The organism is Duganella zoogloeoides, from assembly GCF_034479515.1.
GTDB lineage: Bacteria > Pseudomonadota > Gammaproteobacteria > Burkholderiales > Burkholderiaceae_D > Rugamonas > Rugamonas zoogloeoides.
Genome location: NZ_CP140152.1, coordinates 128407 through 142690, shown reverse-complemented (window position 1 = coordinate 142690; position 14284 = coordinate 128407). Strand labels below are relative to the sequence as shown.

At 62.7% G+C, this 14284-nt stretch carries 16 protein-coding genes; 5 read left to right on the top strand and 11 right to left on the bottom strand.

Annotated features, from left to right (window positions below):
• The first annotated feature begins 13 nt into the window (after positions 1–13).
• Positions 14–385: a VOC family protein gene (locus tag SR858_RS00655; RefSeq protein WP_019923671.1), complete on the top strand. Its 372-nt coding sequence runs from the start codon at positions 14–16 to the stop codon at positions 383–385.
• A gap of 58 nt (positions 386–443) precedes the next feature.
• Positions 444–1253 carry a type I methionyl aminopeptidase gene (gene map / locus SR858_RS00650; protein WP_019923670.1) on the top strand — a complete coding sequence of 270 codons (810 nt, stop codon included), beginning with the start codon at positions 444–446 and terminating at the stop codon, positions 1251–1253.
• 147 nt (positions 1254–1400) lie between these two features.
• On the opposite strand, the gene SR858_RS00645 is transcribed toward map, so the two are convergent.
• The 5 genes from SR858_RS00645 to SR858_RS00625 are packed head-to-tail and all read right to left on the bottom strand — an operon-like array spanning position 1401 to position 4293.
• Positions 1401–1727 carry a barstar family protein gene (locus SR858_RS00645; RefSeq protein WP_019923669.1) on the bottom strand — a complete coding sequence of 109 codons (327 nt, stop codon included), beginning with the start codon at positions 1725–1727 and terminating at the stop codon, positions 1401–1403.
• Positions 1727–2158, bottom strand: coding sequence for an ExbD/TolR family protein (locus SR858_RS00640; protein WP_019923668.1), 432 nt, complete (start codon positions 2156–2158; stop codon positions 1727–1729). Before SR858_RS00640 ends, SR858_RS00645 begins: the two co-directional genes overlap by 1 nt.
• Entirely contained in the window at positions 2155–2814 is a 660-nt protein-coding gene (locus SR858_RS00635) for a MotA/TolQ/ExbB proton channel family protein (protein WP_019923667.1), read from the bottom strand. Before SR858_RS00635 ends, SR858_RS00640 begins: the two co-directional genes overlap by 4 nt.
• A gap of 14 nt (positions 2815–2828) precedes the next feature.
• The gene (gene dapB, locus SR858_RS00630) at positions 2829–3638 is read right to left on the bottom strand and encodes a 4-hydroxy-tetrahydrodipicolinate reductase (RefSeq protein WP_019923666.1); all 810 of its coding nucleotides are present in this window, start codon (positions 3636–3638) and stop codon (positions 2829–2831) included.
• A gap of 13 nt (positions 3639–3651) precedes the next feature.
• A complete protein-coding gene (locus SR858_RS00625) occupies positions 3652–4293 on the bottom strand; it encodes an outer membrane protein assembly factor BamE (protein ID WP_026637607.1) in 642 nt (213 codons plus the stop codon).
• Between the two features lie 216 nt (positions 4294–4509).
• On the opposite strand from SR858_RS00625, the gene fur reads away from it, so the two are divergent.
• Positions 4510–4941 carry a ferric iron uptake transcriptional regulator gene (gene fur / locus SR858_RS00620; RefSeq protein ID WP_019923664.1) on the top strand — a complete coding sequence of 144 codons (432 nt, stop codon included), beginning with the start codon at positions 4510–4512 and terminating at the stop codon, positions 4939–4941.
• On the opposite strand, the gene hrcA is transcribed toward fur, so the two are convergent.
• Complete coding sequence (hrcA, locus tag SR858_RS00615; protein WP_019923663.1) at positions 4942–5958, bottom strand: heat-inducible transcriptional repressor HrcA; 1017 nt, start codon at positions 5956–5958, stop codon at positions 4942–4944. It abuts the gene before it with no gap.
• Positions 5959–5969: 11 nt separating this feature from the next.
• Entirely contained in the window at positions 5970–6704 is a 735-nt protein-coding gene (locus SR858_RS00610; RefSeq protein ID WP_040378055.1) for an HAD family hydrolase, read from the bottom strand.
• Positions 6705–6921: 217 nt separating this feature from the next.
• On the opposite strand from SR858_RS00610, the gene SR858_RS00605 reads away from it, so the two are divergent.
• Positions 6922–7542, top strand: a complete 621-nt coding sequence (locus SR858_RS00605; RefSeq protein WP_019923661.1) for a hypothetical protein — start codon at positions 6922–6924, stop codon at positions 7540–7542.
• 42 nt (positions 7543–7584) lie between these two features.
• A complete protein-coding gene (locus tag SR858_RS00600; protein ID WP_019923660.1) occupies positions 7585–8223 on the top strand; it encodes a hypothetical protein in 639 nt (212 codons plus the stop codon).
• Positions 8224–8386: 163 nt separating this feature from the next.
• Here the strand turns inward: SR858_RS00600 and rsmA are convergent, their stop codons facing one another.
• From rsmA to SR858_RS00580, 4 genes are all read right to left on the bottom strand, one after another.
• Positions 8387–9163 carry a 16S rRNA (adenine(1518)-N(6)/adenine(1519)-N(6))-dimethyltransferase RsmA gene (gene rsmA / locus SR858_RS00595; protein WP_019923659.1) on the bottom strand — a complete coding sequence of 259 codons (777 nt, stop codon included), beginning with the start codon at positions 9161–9163 and terminating at the stop codon, positions 8387–8389.
• A 12-nt stretch (positions 9164–9175) separates the two neighbouring features.
• Positions 9176–10270, bottom strand: coding sequence for a 4-hydroxythreonine-4-phosphate dehydrogenase PdxA (gene pdxA, locus SR858_RS00590; protein WP_040378072.1), 1095 nt, complete (start codon positions 10268–10270; stop codon positions 9176–9178).
• 62 nt (positions 10271–10332) lie between these two features.
• Complete coding sequence (locus SR858_RS00585) at positions 10333–11772, bottom strand: peptidylprolyl isomerase (RefSeq protein ID WP_019923657.1); 1440 nt, start codon at positions 11770–11772, stop codon at positions 10333–10335.
• Between the two features lie 143 nt (positions 11773–11915).
• Positions 11916–14195, bottom strand: coding sequence for an LPS-assembly protein LptD (locus SR858_RS00580; protein WP_026637606.1), 2280 nt, complete (start codon positions 14193–14195; stop codon positions 11916–11918).
• Positions 14196–14284 lie beyond the last annotated feature (89 nt).

Genomic DNA, 14284 nt, shown 5'->3' with positions numbered 1-14284 from the left:
CGAGGAGACAAACATGATCAAGGGACTGCGCACGGTGGTGTACCCGGTGGCCGACCTGGCCGCCGCCCGCGACTGGTACGCCCAGGCATTCGAGACGGCAGCGTATTTCGACCAGCCGTTTTACGTGGGTTTTGCCATTGGCGGTTTTGAACTGGGCCTTATTCCGGCCGAGAAATTCACCGCCGCCCACGCGGGCAGCATGGTCTATTGGGGCGTGGACGATATCGAGGCTGAAACCGACCGCCTGGTGGCGCTCGGCGCCACCGTGCACGGCGCCATCGAGGAAGTGGGAGAAGGCATCAAGACGGTGGAACTGGCCGACCCGTTCGGCAATTTGCTGTGCCTGATTTATAACCCGCACTTCGACCTGGCTGCCGTTCGCTGAGACTGATGACCTCTGTTTGTGGCAAACTACGCCCCTTTGCCCTAAGAAAGAGGTAGTCATGTCCCGCCGCAACGCCAATCTGATCAAGTCGCCCGAACAAATCGTCCTGGCGCGCGTCGCCGCCCAACTGGCGGCCGACGTGCTGACGATGATCGGGCCACACATCAAACCCGGCGTGACCACGGCCTACCTCGACCAGCTGTGCAACGATTACATCGTCAATGTGCAGAAAGTTACGCCGGCCAATGTCGGCTACGGCGGTTTTCCGGCCACCGTGTGCAGTTCGGTCAACCAGGTGGTGTGCCACGGCATTCCGTCCGCGACCGAAATTTTGAAAGATGGCGACATCATCAACATCGACGTGGCCGTCATCAAGGATGGCTGGCACGGCGACACCAGCCGCATGTACTACGTGGGCGAACCGTCCAAGGCTGCGCGCAAGCTGGTGGAAACGACGTACGCAGCAATGTGGGCCGGCATCCGCGCCGTCAAACCACGGGCAACGCTCGGCGACGTCGGCTTTGCGATCCAGACCGTGGCAGAAAAAGCGGGCTTCAGCGTGGTGCTCGATTATTGCGGCCACGGCATCGGCATGACCTACCACGAAGATCCGCAAGTGACGCATTACGGCCGTCCCGGCCAGGGACTGATCCTGAAACCGGGCATGCTGTTTACCATCGAGCCGATGATCAATGCCGGCCGCGCCGCCACCAAGGAGCTCGATGACGGCTGGACCGTGGAAACGCGCGACCAGTCGCTGTCGGCGCAGTGGGAACACATGGTGACGGTGACCGAGACCGGCTTCGAGGTGCTGACGCTGGCGCCGGGCGAGACTGGCGCCAAAGCCGACATTCCGATCGTCGGTTGAGGGGACCTCGAAAAACCTGCTGCGCGACCCGCTATTGCCTCTCCGTTGCTCAGCGTACCTGCGTACGCTTGCGCTACTCAAGACGATAGCGGCTCGCTACGGTTTTTCGAGGTCCCATAAGGCAGCCGCCGGTACGGTCGGGCTAGTTTATTTCAAGGTCAGCTTCAAGGCCGGCTTCTCGCCGTAGTCGTCATACCGGTCGTTGATGCCGGCCACGCAGTAGCTGACTTCTTCCAGCAGATCGGGCGCGGCGGCCGTCAGGGCGGCCGAGTCGGTGATGACGATGTCCAGCACTTCGTTGGGCTTGAGCTTGAATTTGCTCATGTTGTCGTCGTCACGCAGGTAGCTCAGGCAATCGATCCAGGCATCCATGGTGTTGCCGTAGCTGTCGGGAAAACCCAGTGCTGCTTTGCAGGCCGCATGGAAGCTTGCGGCATCAAGGATTGCTGCGCCGTTCAGTTGTGCGGTTGCCATTATTTACTCTCTGTTTTTCCGGGATCGGTAACGAAACCCAATTTGGTTAATCCGTGCGTTTGCGCGGCAGCCATCACCTGCGCCACCACCTCGTAACGGGTGTCCTTGTCGGCGCGCAGTTGCAGCTCGGGCTGTACGTCCAGCTTGGCGGCCTCCACCAGGCGCTGCTCGAGCACCTTGGGTGCCACCGCCTCGTTGTTCCAGTACACCTGCCCCTTGGCGTCGATCGCTACCGTCACGGTCGTGGCCGGCGCGGGCGGGGCGGCTGGCGCCTGCGCCTTGGGCAGCTCCAGTTGAACCGAACTGGTCCACACCGGCGCACCGAGGATGAAAATCACCAGCAGCACCAGCATCACGTCCACCATCGGCGTGACGTTGATGTCGGCCATGGGGCCGGGCTGGCGGTGGTGGTTGAAGGCGCCGAAGCTCATTTTTTGACCAGGTACGCGTGCAGGTCGTGGGCGAACGCGTCAAGCTCGGCCAGGGTCAGGCGGTTGACGCGGTTGAAGGCGTTATACGCCAGCACGGCAGGAATGGCCACCGTCAGGCCCACGGCCGTCATCACCAGCGCTTCGCCCACCGGACCGGCCACCTTGTCGAGCTGCATGGCGCCGCTGGTCGAGATATTGGCCAGCGCATGGTAAATCCCCCACACCGTCCCCAGCAGGCCGACAAACGGCGCGGTCGCGCCGATCGACGCCAGCAGGGTCAGGCCGCCTTCGAGGCGGTTGGTGGAGTGCTGGATCGCCGCGCGCAGCACGCGCGTGATCTGCGCCGAACGGTCCATTTCGCCACCTAGGGTGGGATGGTCGGGCACGACCAGCTGCGCCGCACCCTGCCGGGCCAGCGGCACGAAGATGTTTTCGGGGTCGGCCAGCGCCAGCGTCGCGACGCCGTCGGCCATGGTGGGCGCGTCCCAGAACGCCTGCACGGCCGGCGCGCTGCGGCGGATGCGCACCGCGCCATACAGCTTGGCCAGGATGAAGAACCAGCTCACCAGCGACATCGCCAGCAGCACCAACGCGACCGCGTGGCTGACCGCATCGGCTTGCGCCCAGAAATGCGAGAGCGAGAAGTTGCCGGCCACGGAGACTTACCCGCTTAACCGTTAAGGGACAGCACGTCGTACATGTCGAACAGGCCGGTCGGCTTGTCCGCCAGGAAGCGGCAGGCACGCAACGCGCCGTGGGCGTAGGTGACGCGGCTGCTCGATTTATGGCTGATCTCGATGCGCTCGCCGATGCCGGCAAACAGCACGGTGTGGTCACCGACGATATCGCCGCCACGGATGGTGGCAAAGCCGATCGACGACGGGTCGCGCTCGCCGGTCACGCCTTCGCGCGCGAACACGCCGCATTCTTTCAGGTCGCGGCCCAGTGCATCGGCAATCACTTCGCCCATTTTCAGCGCGGTGCCAGAAGGTGCGTCCACTTTAAAACGGTGGTGGGCTTCGACCACTTCGATGTCGTAGCCAGTGGACAGCGCCTTGGCGGCCTGCTCGAGCAGCTTCATGGTGACGTTGACGCCCACGCTGAAGTTGGGCGAGAACACGATCGCGGTTTTCTTGGCCGCCTCGGCAATCGCGGCCTTGCCGGCTTCATCGAAACCGGTGGTGCCGATCACCAGCTTGATGCCGTGTTCGGCGCAGTAGGCCAGGTGTTCGAGCGTGCCTTCGGGACGGGTAAAGTCGATCAGGTATTGGGCATCGGCCAGGCCACGGGCCAGGTCCGATTCCACGATCACGCCGGCCGGCTGGCCGAGGAAGGCGGCGGCATCTTCGCCCACCCCGGGTGCACCGGCGTGGTTGAGGGCGCCGGCCAGGCGGGCATCGTCGGCCTGCTGGACGGATTCGATCAGGATGCGGCCCATGCGGCCACCGGCGCCGGCAATGGCGATATTCATCTCGGTCATGCTGTTTCCTTGCTTATTTCGTTTCAGTACTCACGCCCACGCCAACCGGCGCAGCATTGGCCTTGTCGCTGCCCGCTGGCAGTGGCGCGGTGGACGGGGCCGGCTTGTTTTCGGGCGCGTCCTGGTTCTTCTTGATCTTCGGCGCCGGACCGGCGATGCGGGCAATGTATTCCTTTTCGGTCGGCAGGTTGCCACCTTCCCAGCGCTCGACCTTGCCGTCCTTGTCGAAGAACACGATCACGCGGCTGGTGGTGATTTCGCCGCTGCCCTTGGCCATGCGAAACGCGTAGTCCCAGCGGTTGGCGTGGAACGGGTCGGCCAGCAGCGCGGTGCCGAAGATGAAGCGGACCTGGTCGCGCGTCATGCCCACCTTGAGCTGGTTCAGCATTTCTTCCGAGACGAAGTTACCTTGCTGGATGTCGGGACGGTACGGCGAGAAGAACCACATGAAGCGTTGCAGCTTGGTGATGGTGGTGGTCTGTGCGCCCTTGCTGGCGTCCAGCGTCGGCTCGGCGTCCTTGACCTGGTTCGATCTCTCGCCCAGCGTGGTTTTGGAAGCGCAGCCACCCAGCGCTGCGGCCAGCACTACACATGCGACCACCTTGGAAGTAGAACCGTGCAACAACGACTGCGATAAAGCCTGGGTGACGCGCATAAATGTCCTCAATCTGGTCAAGCGGAATGCCAAAAAACGCCATATCATAAAGCACAATCCCTGATATGTCCTTGTTTTGCAAGGCGCAAGTGTAAAAGTTTGCAAATGCCAAAAAACCGCCAACGGTGCAAGACGGCGGTAGATTGTGTGCGGCGCGGCGCGGAGTGCGTTAAACTGTGGGCTAGCTAATCGCCAACCAGAATAAGAGTGTCCACCATGGGAAATAATCCAACCGATCTGAAGGCCAGCGGCCTGAAAGCCACGCTGCCTCGCCTTAAAATCCTGGACATCTTCCAGACCAGCGACGTCCGCCACCTGACCGCCGAGGATGTTTATAAAATCCTGCTGGCCGACAATATGGACGTGGGCCTGGCCACCGTCTACCGCGTGCTGACCCAGTTCGAGCAAGCCGGCTTGCTCAACCGCAATCATTTCGAAACCGGCAAGGCGATCTTCGAGCTGAACGCCGGTTCGCACCACGACCACCTGGTGTGCCTCGACTGCGGCCGCGTGGAAGAGTTTTACGACGAAGCCATCGAAGAGCGCCAGAACGCGATTGCCAAGGAGCGCGGTTTCAGCATTGCAGAGCACGCCCTGGCCATCTACGGCAACTGCACCAAGGTCGCCTGCCCCCACAAACCTGCCTGATCAATTATGGCTGAGCGCGTTCGATAGCAGCTTGGCCGTAATATCCACAATCGGTATCACCCGCTCGTACGCCATGCGGGTGGGGCCGATCACTCCCAGCGTGCCGACGATCTTGCCGTTGGCCGTGTACGGCGCCGTCACCACGCTCATCTCGTCCATCGGCACCAGGCTCGATTCGCCGCCGATATAGATCTGCACGCCACTGGCCTTGCTCGACATGTCGAGCAGTTGCAGCAAGCCGGTCTTTTGCTCGAACATGTCGAACATTTGCCGCAGCGACGACATATTGCTCGACAAGTCGCTGACCGACAGCAGGTTGCGCTCGCCCGAGATCACCATGTCGTCCTTGTCGTCGGCCATCGCCTCGCTGCCCGCCTCTACCGCCACCTGCATCAACCTGCTCATATCGTCGCGCAACTGGCGCACTTCGCCTGCCAGGCGGCGGTGCACGTCGTCGAGCGACAGGCCACCGTAGTTCTGGTTGATGTAATTGGCCGACTGCACCAGCTGCGACGGGCTGTAATCGACATCGGTGAGCAGCATGCGGTTCTGGACGTCGCCGGTAGGGCCGACAATGACCAGCAAAATGCGTTTTTCGCCCAGGCGCAGGAATTCGATCTGCTGGAACACCGATTCGCGGCGCGGGCTCAGTACCACGCCGGCAAACTGCGACAGCGACGACAGCATCTGCGCGGCATTGGAAATCATTTTTTGCGGCTGCGGCGCCTGCAGGCGCATGCGCGACTCCACCGACTGCTCGTCGAACGGCTGCACCGTGAGCAGGGTATCGACAAAAATCCGGTAGCCGCGCGGCGTGGGCACGCGCCCGGCCGACGTGTGCGGACTGGCCACGTAGCCGAGGTCTTCCAGGTCGGCCATGATGTTGCGGATGGTGGCCGGCGACAGGTCGAGACCGGAGATCTTGGACAAGGCGCGCGAGCCCACCGGCTGGCCGTCCGCAATATAGCGTTCTACCAGGGCTTTGAGCAGGGTTTGGGCGCGTGTGTCGAGTTGCATGGTGATTATCTTCAGTGTCCCTGGGGTTGGTCCTGCTTATTATGCCGCATCTGGTCCTTCACCCACACCAGCAGTTCGTCGAAACTGGCGCAGATGGCGTCAGGCACGATGCCGGCGTCGAGATGGGCGGTGCTGCCGCTGCGGTTGATCCACACCGCGCGCATGCCGACCGCCTGCGCGCCCTGCACGTCGAGCCGCAAGTCGTCGCCCACGTAGATGGCGTGCTCGGGCGCCACGCCCATCGCCGTACAGGCGGCCAGGAAAATTTCCGGCGCGGGCTTGGCGCGGCCGAAACTGTGCGAGGCCAGCGCCACTTCAAAGTGGTGGTGCAGACCGATGACTTCAAGGTCGGCGTTGCCGTTGGTGATCACGCCGAGGCGCAACATGGTGCGCAGCTCTTCCAGTGCGGGCAGCACGTCGTCGAACACGGTGACGGCGTTGCGCAGGGTGTGGAAATGGGCCATGGCGCCGTCGATATGGGCAACATCGGCGCCGGTTTCGAGAAACACGGCTTCCAGTGCGGCGCGGCGCAACTGGTACAGGTCGGCCACCATCTCCGGCTGGCGCTCGAGCAGCGCCATGCGCAGCGCGCGCAATTGCTCCACTGTATACTTGTCGGTCACCAGCGGCGCGCGTTCGGCCAGCCAGGCGTGCCAGCCCAGTTCGGCCGCCGCGATCACGGGGCCGATCGGCCACAGGGTGTCGTCGAGGTCGAACAGCAAGGCTTGCGGGGTACGAGTGGTCATGGTGGCATCGTTATGAGTCGGCAGAAGCCACCATTGTCGCACCGATCGCGGCCGGCCTGCCTCTGGCGCCGCATGCGGCACTAACACGCTGTTACATCCGTGGCGGCGACCGCTGTTACCAAATGCACTAAAATACCGCTCAAACCCGTGTAAGATGCTGCACCCGCGCTAGCCCTGTGCATGCTGCCGGCCCCTATTCGTTTTGGAGAAAGTTCTGATGAAAAATATGACTCTGCGCTCAAGCGTGGCCCTGCTGTGCGGCGCCATCCTGAGCGCCTGCGGCGGCAGCGACGGCAGCCTGCAAATTGCTGGCAACATTACCGGATTGACCAAGGCCGGGCTGGTGCTGGTCAACGAAGGCAACGGTGACACCCTCGAGATCGCCGCCGGACAGAGCACTTTTGTTTTCACCAAACCGGTGTCGGTCGATGACAACTTCAACGTCACCGTCAAGTCGCCCGGACCGGTCGGCGCCACCTGCGCGGTCAGCGGTGGCTCGGGCAAGGCCAATGTCTATAACGCCTATAACGTGCAGGTTGTCTGCACCAACGATCCGCGCAAGCTTGGCGGCGCGGTAGTGAACCTCAAATCGGACGGCCTGGTCATGGCCAATGGCGCCGATACCGTGAGCGTCCCCGCAGGCGCGGCCTCGTTCGTGTTCCCGCACACGATCGGCGATGGTTCGGCCTATGGCATCAATATACTCGAGCAACCCAAGACGCAGCGCTGTACCGTTACCGGCAACGCCGTGGGCACGATTGGCAACCAGGACTTGATCGTTGGCGCCACCACCAGCCCGGCCGTCACCCTCACCTGCGCTGACGTTCCAGCCACCTGATCAATACGCTCAACACGTCCTCGATAAACTCCGGAGAAATACATGAAATTTTCGTACGCAGGCGCGCTGGTCGCGCTGACCCTGGCCAGTCTGCTGTCGGCATGCGGCGGCAAAGCCCAATACACGGTGCAAGGTTCGGTGTCGGGCCTGACCGTGGATGGCTTGCAACTTAGCAATGGTGGCAATACGATCGATGTGCCCAAGGGCGCCTCGTCGTTTGCTTTCCCCCAGCAGATCGACTACGGCACCGAGTACGACATCACGATTACCCGAAATCCGGATTACTTCACCTGTGGCGTGTCCGGTGGCACGGGTTCGGCCGGCTACACGGTCAGCATCGGCGCTGCGGTCAGCTGCACGCCTAACTCCTATACCGTGGGTGGCACGTATTCGGGCCTGGTGTCGGTGGCAAAGGAACTGCTGCCGGGCGCAACTGCAGAAACTGACGTCGCGAACAAAGTGACTCTGATCAACGGCAGCGGCAGCCAGGTCGAGCTCAGCAGTGCTACTGCCACCAGCGGCACGTTCACCGCAGCAAGCCTGACCAACGGCGAAGTTTACAGTATCAGCATCCTGAAGCAGCCGAATAAACTGACCTGTTCCCTGACGAACCCGAACGGCGTGATACGCGCCCCCAATTCGGTGACCAACCTGACCCTCACTTGCGTACCTTCGACCTGAACTGGTCGGCAGTGGAGAGGCGACATTCACATTGATGATGTTGGATATGTGAAAAATAAAGTGGCGTGATATGCCGCGACGCAGCATACTGCACTTGTCTCCTCCACTTCTTGCAAAGGAATTGGATTTAGCCCGCTCCCTGAGCGGGCTTTTTTTTGCCTGTCTAGACTGGCTTGAGGATATTCGCCAGCGCCACGTACTGCGCCAGGCCCACCACTTCCGGGCGGTGGGTAGGATCGATGCCGGCGGCGACGATCTGTTCTTCCGTGAACATGCCGGCCAGGCAGTTGCGGATCACCTTGCGGCGTTGCGAAAACGCTTTTTGCACGACCGCTTCCAGGGTCTCGCCGTCGCACGGCAGCTGGTTAGCGACCGGCACCATGCGCACGATGGCCGATTCCACTTTCGGCGGTGGGTCGAACGCTTCCGGCGGCACCACGAACAGCAGCTTCATGTCGTAGCGCCATTGCAGCATCACCGACAGGCGGCCGAAGGTCTTGCTGCCCGGTTCGGCCACCATGCGCTCCACCACCTCTTTTTGCAGCATGAAGTGCTGGTCCTCGACCTGGCTGGCAAACGTCGCCAGGTGGAACAGCAAGGGGCTGGAAATGTTGTACGGCAAGTTGCCGACGATGCGCAGTTTTTTGCCGGCCGGCACCGGGATTGCGCCGAAATCGAATTTCAGCGCGTCGCCAGCGTGGATCGTCAGTTGTTCGCGCGGAAAATCCTTCTCCAGGCGGGCGACCAGGTCGCGGTCCAGCTCCACCACGTGCATGTGCTTGAGCGTGCGCAGCAGTCCACGGGTCATGGCGGCCAGGCCGGGGCCGATCTCGACCATTGTATCGTCCGGTGCGGGACCGATCGCCGAGGTGATGTCTTCCAGTACATATTTATCGTGCAGGAAATTCTGGCCAAAGCGTTTGCGGGCTACGTGTTTCATATTTTTCTATCTTTAAGTCGAAGTGTGGGGGCGGGCATTGCGGACCGCGTCGGCCATGCCGAGTGCGGCCGTAATGGCCGCGTCCATGCTGCCGCAGTCGGCGTGGCCGAGGCCGCGTGCGGCCAGGTCGAGCGCGGTGCCGTGATCGACCGAGGTGCGGATCAGCGGCAGGCCCAGGGTGATGTTGATGCCGTGGCCAAAGGTGGCGAACTTGAGCACCGGCAGGCCCTGGTCGTGGTACATGGCCAGCACGCAGTCGGCACCGCGCAGGTATTTGGGCTGGAACAGGGTATCGGCCGGGTACGGACCGAGGGCGTCGATGCCGCGCGCGCGCGCCGCGTCCAGCGCCGGGGTGATGGTGTCGATTTCCTCGCGGCCCAGGTAGCCGCCCTCGCCCGCGTGCGGGTTCAGGCCGCACACCAGGATGCGCGGCGCGGCGATGCCGAACTTGGTCTTTAAATCATGGTCGATGATGTCGAGGATGCGGGCAAGACCTTCCTGGCTCACTGCGGCCGGCACATCTTTCAAGGCCAGGTGGGTGGTGGCCAGCGCTACCCGGAACTGCCGGGCCGGTTCATCGGCGGCGTTGAACGCGGCCGGCATCGGTCCGGCCAGCATCATCACCACCTGGTCGGTCCCGGTGTGCTCGGCAAAATATTCGGTATGGCCTGAAAACGCCACGCCGGCATCGTTGATGGTGCTTTTTTGCAGTGGCGCGGTCACGACGGCTTCGAACCAGCCGGCCTGGACGCCTTCGATGGCGGCGTCGAGCGTGGCCAGCACGGCGCGCCCATTGTCCTTGTCCAGCGTGCCCGGCACTACGTGGGCGCCGAGCGGCACATCGATCACGCTGATACGCTCGGGACCGAAATGCGGCAGGCCGCCATTACGCACCGCCATCAGGGACAGCGCCGAGACGCGGATGGCGGGATCGATGGCGGCGGCCGTCATGGACAGGAAAGCGGCATCGCCCAGCAGCACGCAATTGACTTCGTGCCGGCGCGCCCAGGCGGCGCGCAGCGAGATTTCGGGACCGATGCCGGCGGGTTCGCCCACCGTCACGGCAATCGCCGGACGGCTGCGCCGTGGCTGGGTAGTGGACGGCAGGCCGGTGTGCGCAGTATGCGCGGTGTTCGCATGTGCGCTCACGGATGCTCCAGGTCAGTAGTTTACTTCGGCGGGGTGGCGACGGTGCCGTCTTCGTTGCGGAACTCGACGAAGGCGCGGTCGCGCACTTCGCGCTGCCAGCTTTCGGTCGCTTCTTCCAGCTTCTGGTCGCGCAGGGCCTGGCGGGCCATATTGCGTTCGCGTTCCTTGGAAGCGTCGTCCGACTTACGCTCGAGCACTTCGATCAGGTGGACACCGAAACTGGTTTCCACCGGGTCGCTGATCTCGCCGATTTTCAGGCCGTTCATGGCAGATTCGAATTCCGGCGTCAGGTCGCCCGGGTAGAGCCAGCCGATGTCGCCGCCCTTGGACGCCGAGCTGTCGTTGGAGAACAGGCGCGCCAGTTCCTCAAAGGTGGCGCCCTTGTTGACCAGGCGCTCCTTGAGTTCGGCCAGCTTGCGCTTGGCGTCGGCCGCGCTCATGGTGGGCGTGACCTTGATCAGGATGTGGCGTGCATGGGTTTGCTGGACGACGGCGGCGGCCTGCGCTTCGGCCACGCTGCGGCGATCGACGGCCTTCAGGATGTGGAACGCGCCCACGCTCTTGATGATCGGCGTGACCTGGCCAGCGCTGAGCTTGGACAGCGCTTCGGCAAACACCGGCGGCAGGCGCTCGGGCTGGCGCCAGCCGACCGCGCCGCCTTGCAGCGCGTCGCTGGCATCGGAATACGTGGCGGCGGTCTTGGCGAAATCGGCGCCGGTGCGCAGCTGGCGCATGACGTCTTCGGCACGCGCGCGGCGCTGGGCGATGATTTCGGCGGTGGCGTTGTCCGGGATGCGGATCATGATTTGCGAGATGTTAATCTCGTACTGCTCGGCAGCGGCAGCCTTCTGGGCGGCCAGGTAGCTGTCCACTTCGGCGTCCGAAATCTGGATCTTGGCATCGACCTCGTGCTCGCGCAAGCGCTGCATGATGATTTCTTCGCGGATCTCTTCGCGGAATGCGGCGAACGGCGTGCCGTCCTTTTCCATCTGGTTGCGCAAGTCCTGCACCGTGGCTTTTTGCGCCTCGGCGATGCGGGCGATGGCGCGGTCGAGCTGGTTGTCATCGACGCGCACGCCCATTTCCTTGGCCAGTTGCATTTGCGCGCGTTCGACGATCATGCGCTCGAGCAGCTGGCGCTCGAGGTCGACTGCCGGAGGCATCTGCACGTTCTGCTGCTTCATGCGGGCAGTCACGGTCTTGATGCGGTTGTTCAGCTCACGGCGGGTGATGACGTCGTCGTTGACCACCACCACGATCGAATCGATCGCCACATTGCTCGACGAACCAGGCGGCACGAAGCCGGAACCGTCGGCCTTGGCCACCGGTTTGGCGGCCGGCTTGGCGACGGGCGCGGCGGCGGCTGCCGGTGCGGCTGGCGCTGCGGGTTCAGGCTTTTTCGAGAACAGGCTGCAACCGCTCAGGGCTACGCTGCACAGCAAGACGGCGAGGACTTTCATTTGGTACGCATTACGCATGGTGGAACGCTCATGAGTCAGGTAGTAAAAATCACACGGCATGAACAACGCGCACCGTGTGCCTTGCTGGAAAATATCGCAAAGCGCCAGGTAGCGGGCGCTTTGTTACATCTGCTTAATGCCGCTTAACGGCCTTCGTTCAGGCGTTGGTAGCCGGGAATACTGTTCTTCATTGCATCGAGCGGACTACCCACGCCCAGGTGCGACAGGCCGTTGAGTTCGAGCTGGAAGAAGATCGGCGTGGATGCCTTGGTCGAGGTAGTCACGAAGCGCTGCGCGCCCATCCGGAACACCCAGCAATCATGGCTGTACTCGAGGCCGATCAGGCTTTCGAGGATCTTCTTGTCCTGGGCCGAGTAGCTGACGCGGCCCACGCCGTACCAGCGCTTGAACAGCGGCCACTGGCTCGACAGCTCGATATTCTTGAAGCTGTTGCGCAGGTAGCGGTAACCGAGGTTGAGCACTTTCTTTTGCGCCGGCGTCCACTGGAACGTATAGCTTTGCGACGACACCTGGCTTTCGCTCGGATTGTATTGCACCGCGCTGTCGAAGGTCCAGTGCTCGGAAATGCGGCCGCTGGCGGCCAGCAAGATATCGGAGTGGGCATCAACCACCGGCGTGGAGGAATCGAGCTGCACGCGCTGGTCGTCGAAGTAGAAGCGCTGGCCGAACGACAGGCGCAACTGCTCGGCGCCCGAACTGTCGAGGAAGCGCGACACCAGTGCGGCGGTCAGCTGGTTGGCGTCGCCGATACGGTCGGAGCCGACGAAGCGGTTTTCGCTGAAGATCTGGCTGAAGTTGAACGTGGCCGCGTCGGTATCGAAGGTGGGGAACTGGGTCTGGTCGCGGTACGGCGTGCGCACGTAGAACAGGCGCGGCTCCAGCGTCTGGGTCATTTCCTTGCCAAGGTAGTTGGCGTCGCGCTCGAACACCAGGCCCGAATCGATCGACACCGTGGGAATCGCGCGCGACAGGTTTTTCGAACCGCCGCCGCTCTGGCCGTCGAGCTGGTAGCTGGCCGCGTTCAGCATCACCTTGGGGGTGATGAAGTAACTCGGTCCGATGATCGGATAGCTCAGTTGCGGAATGCCCACCAGGCGGGTGCCGTTGAGCAGGGTCGGATGGTGGAAACGCGTGAGCTCGCTGTCGAACGCCCAGTCGAAGCCACCCAGCACATCGTACTGCGCGGCGTGGAAATTGATCGCCGGCAGGCGATCGTACGGCCGCGAGACGAACAGCGAGCTGTCGGTGGCCGCCTCCGGGTCTTGCAGCACCTGGTATTTTTGCACGCGCGCGGTCAATGTCCAGAATTCGCCGTGGTAGTCGGTGCGCAGTTCGCGCAGCAGTTGCCGCTCGGTCGAGCTCGACACCGTCTTGGAGAAATCGTTGGGATAGTTGTTATCCGACGAGGCGCGCACATTCCAGCCATACGACCAGTCTTCCGACAGCGCCTGCTTGTGCACCGACTTGACGGTCCAGCGGTCAGTCGAATCGCCTGGCGACGCCGGCACGTATTTCTTGTCGTGCGGCAGGTATTCCAGATAGGTTTCACCAGCGTACAGGCCACCATCGGTCTCGCCCATGTAGCGGCCCTTGGCGCCCATTTGCAGGCCACGGCGCAGGATCACTTTCGGATACAGGGTCAGGTCGCGGTTCGGCGCAATGTTGACGTAGTACGGCACCAGCAGCTCGGCCTCACCCTTGGAGCCGAAGCCCGGCGTGGGCGACAGCCAGCCCGAGCGGCGCGCGCCCGACAGCGAGAACGACAGCGCCGGCGTGCCCAGGATCGGCACATCCTTGAAATAGATGACGGTCTGGCCGGCGGTGCCCACGTCGCGGCCGGAATCGAGGTTGAGCGTGTTCGAGCGCAAGTACCAGTCGGGGTCGGAACCCTGGCAGGTGCTGTACGTGCCGTTGATGACCTGGGCCTCGTCCGCGTTGATGAAGTTGATGCGCTCGGCCTTGCCCTGCGCATTGTTTGCTTCCATCTTGTAGGTCGGGTTGAGCATATAGCCCTTGCCGCTGTCCATGTTCAGCTTGAGCTGGTCGCCGGTGAAATAGTCGCCGAAGCGCCAGATTTTGACGTTGCCATCGGCTTCGACTTCATTCTCCACCTGGCGGAAGCAGGCCGAGTCCGATTGCACCCTGGTCTGGTCCTTGACGATCTCGGCGTCGCGCACCAGGTTCAGTTCACGCTCGGGGCGGCCATTGATTTCCTCGGCCTTGACGACGGTGGGCGCGTTGACGTCCTCCATCCGGGGTGCGCGCTGCTTGCCCGGCACGGGAGCCTGGGCTGGTACCAGGACCTGGGTCTGGGCGTAACTGGGCACTGCCGAAGCAGTGACGATGGCAGTCAGGGCAGTGGCCCAGCGGTGCGAGGGTGTGGGGGGCAGAAGCCAGCGCATGCAACTCATGAAAAGAAGGGTGGAAACACCGGGCGATTTGAAAATAATCCCTTATTATATGGGAATCTATCCTCAACGCCGGTTTCAAC

Bases quoted from the DNA above. Each gene is read 5' to 3' on its own strand.
- SR858_RS00645 (WP_019923669.1), bottom strand. From the start codon at position 1,727: ATGGCAACCGCACAACTGAACGGCGCAGCAATCCTTGATGCCGCAAGC.
- SR858_RS00625 (WP_026637607.1), bottom strand. From the start codon at position 4,293: ATGCGCGTCACCCAGGCTTTATCGCAGTCGTTGTTGCACGGTTCTACT.
- SR858_RS00640 (WP_019923668.1), bottom strand. From the start codon at position 2,158: ATGAGCTTCGGCGCCTTCAACCACCACCGCCAGCCCGGCCCCATGGCC.
- SR858_RS00600 (WP_019923660.1), top strand. From the start codon at position 7,585: ATGAAATTTTCGTACGCAGGCGCGCTGGTCGCGCTGACCCTGGCCAGT.
- SR858_RS00655 (WP_019923671.1), top strand. From the start codon at position 14: ATGATCAAGGGACTGCGCACGGTGGTGTACCCGGTGGCCGACCTGGCC.
- SR858_RS00585 (WP_019923657.1), bottom strand. From the start codon at position 11,772: ATGAAAGTCCTCGCCGTCTTGCTGTGCAGCGTAGCCCTGAGCGGTTGC.
- SR858_RS00610 (WP_040378055.1), bottom strand. From the start codon at position 6,704: ATGACCACTCGTACCCCGCAAGCCTTGCTGTTCGACCTCGACGACACC.
- SR858_RS00580 (WP_026637606.1), bottom strand. From the start codon at position 14,195: ATGCGCTGGCTTCTGCCCCCCACACCCTCGCACCGCTGGGCCACTGCC.
- hrcA (WP_019923663.1), bottom strand. From the start codon at position 5,958: ATGCAACTCGACACACGCGCCCAAACCCTGCTCAAAGCCCTGGTAGAA.
- map (WP_019923670.1), top strand. From the start codon at position 444: ATGTCCCGCCGCAACGCCAATCTGATCAAGTCGCCCGAACAAATCGTC.
- rsmA (WP_019923659.1), bottom strand. From the start codon at position 9,163: ATGAAACACGTAGCCCGCAAACGCTTTGGCCAGAATTTCCTGCACGAT.
- dapB (WP_019923666.1), bottom strand. From the start codon at position 3,638: ATGACCGAGATGAATATCGCCATTGCCGGCGCCGGTGGCCGCATGGGC.
- fur (WP_019923664.1), top strand. From the start codon at position 4,510: ATGGGAAATAATCCAACCGATCTGAAGGCCAGCGGCCTGAAAGCCACG.
- SR858_RS00605 (WP_019923661.1), top strand. From the start codon at position 6,922: ATGAAAAATATGACTCTGCGCTCAAGCGTGGCCCTGCTGTGCGGCGCC.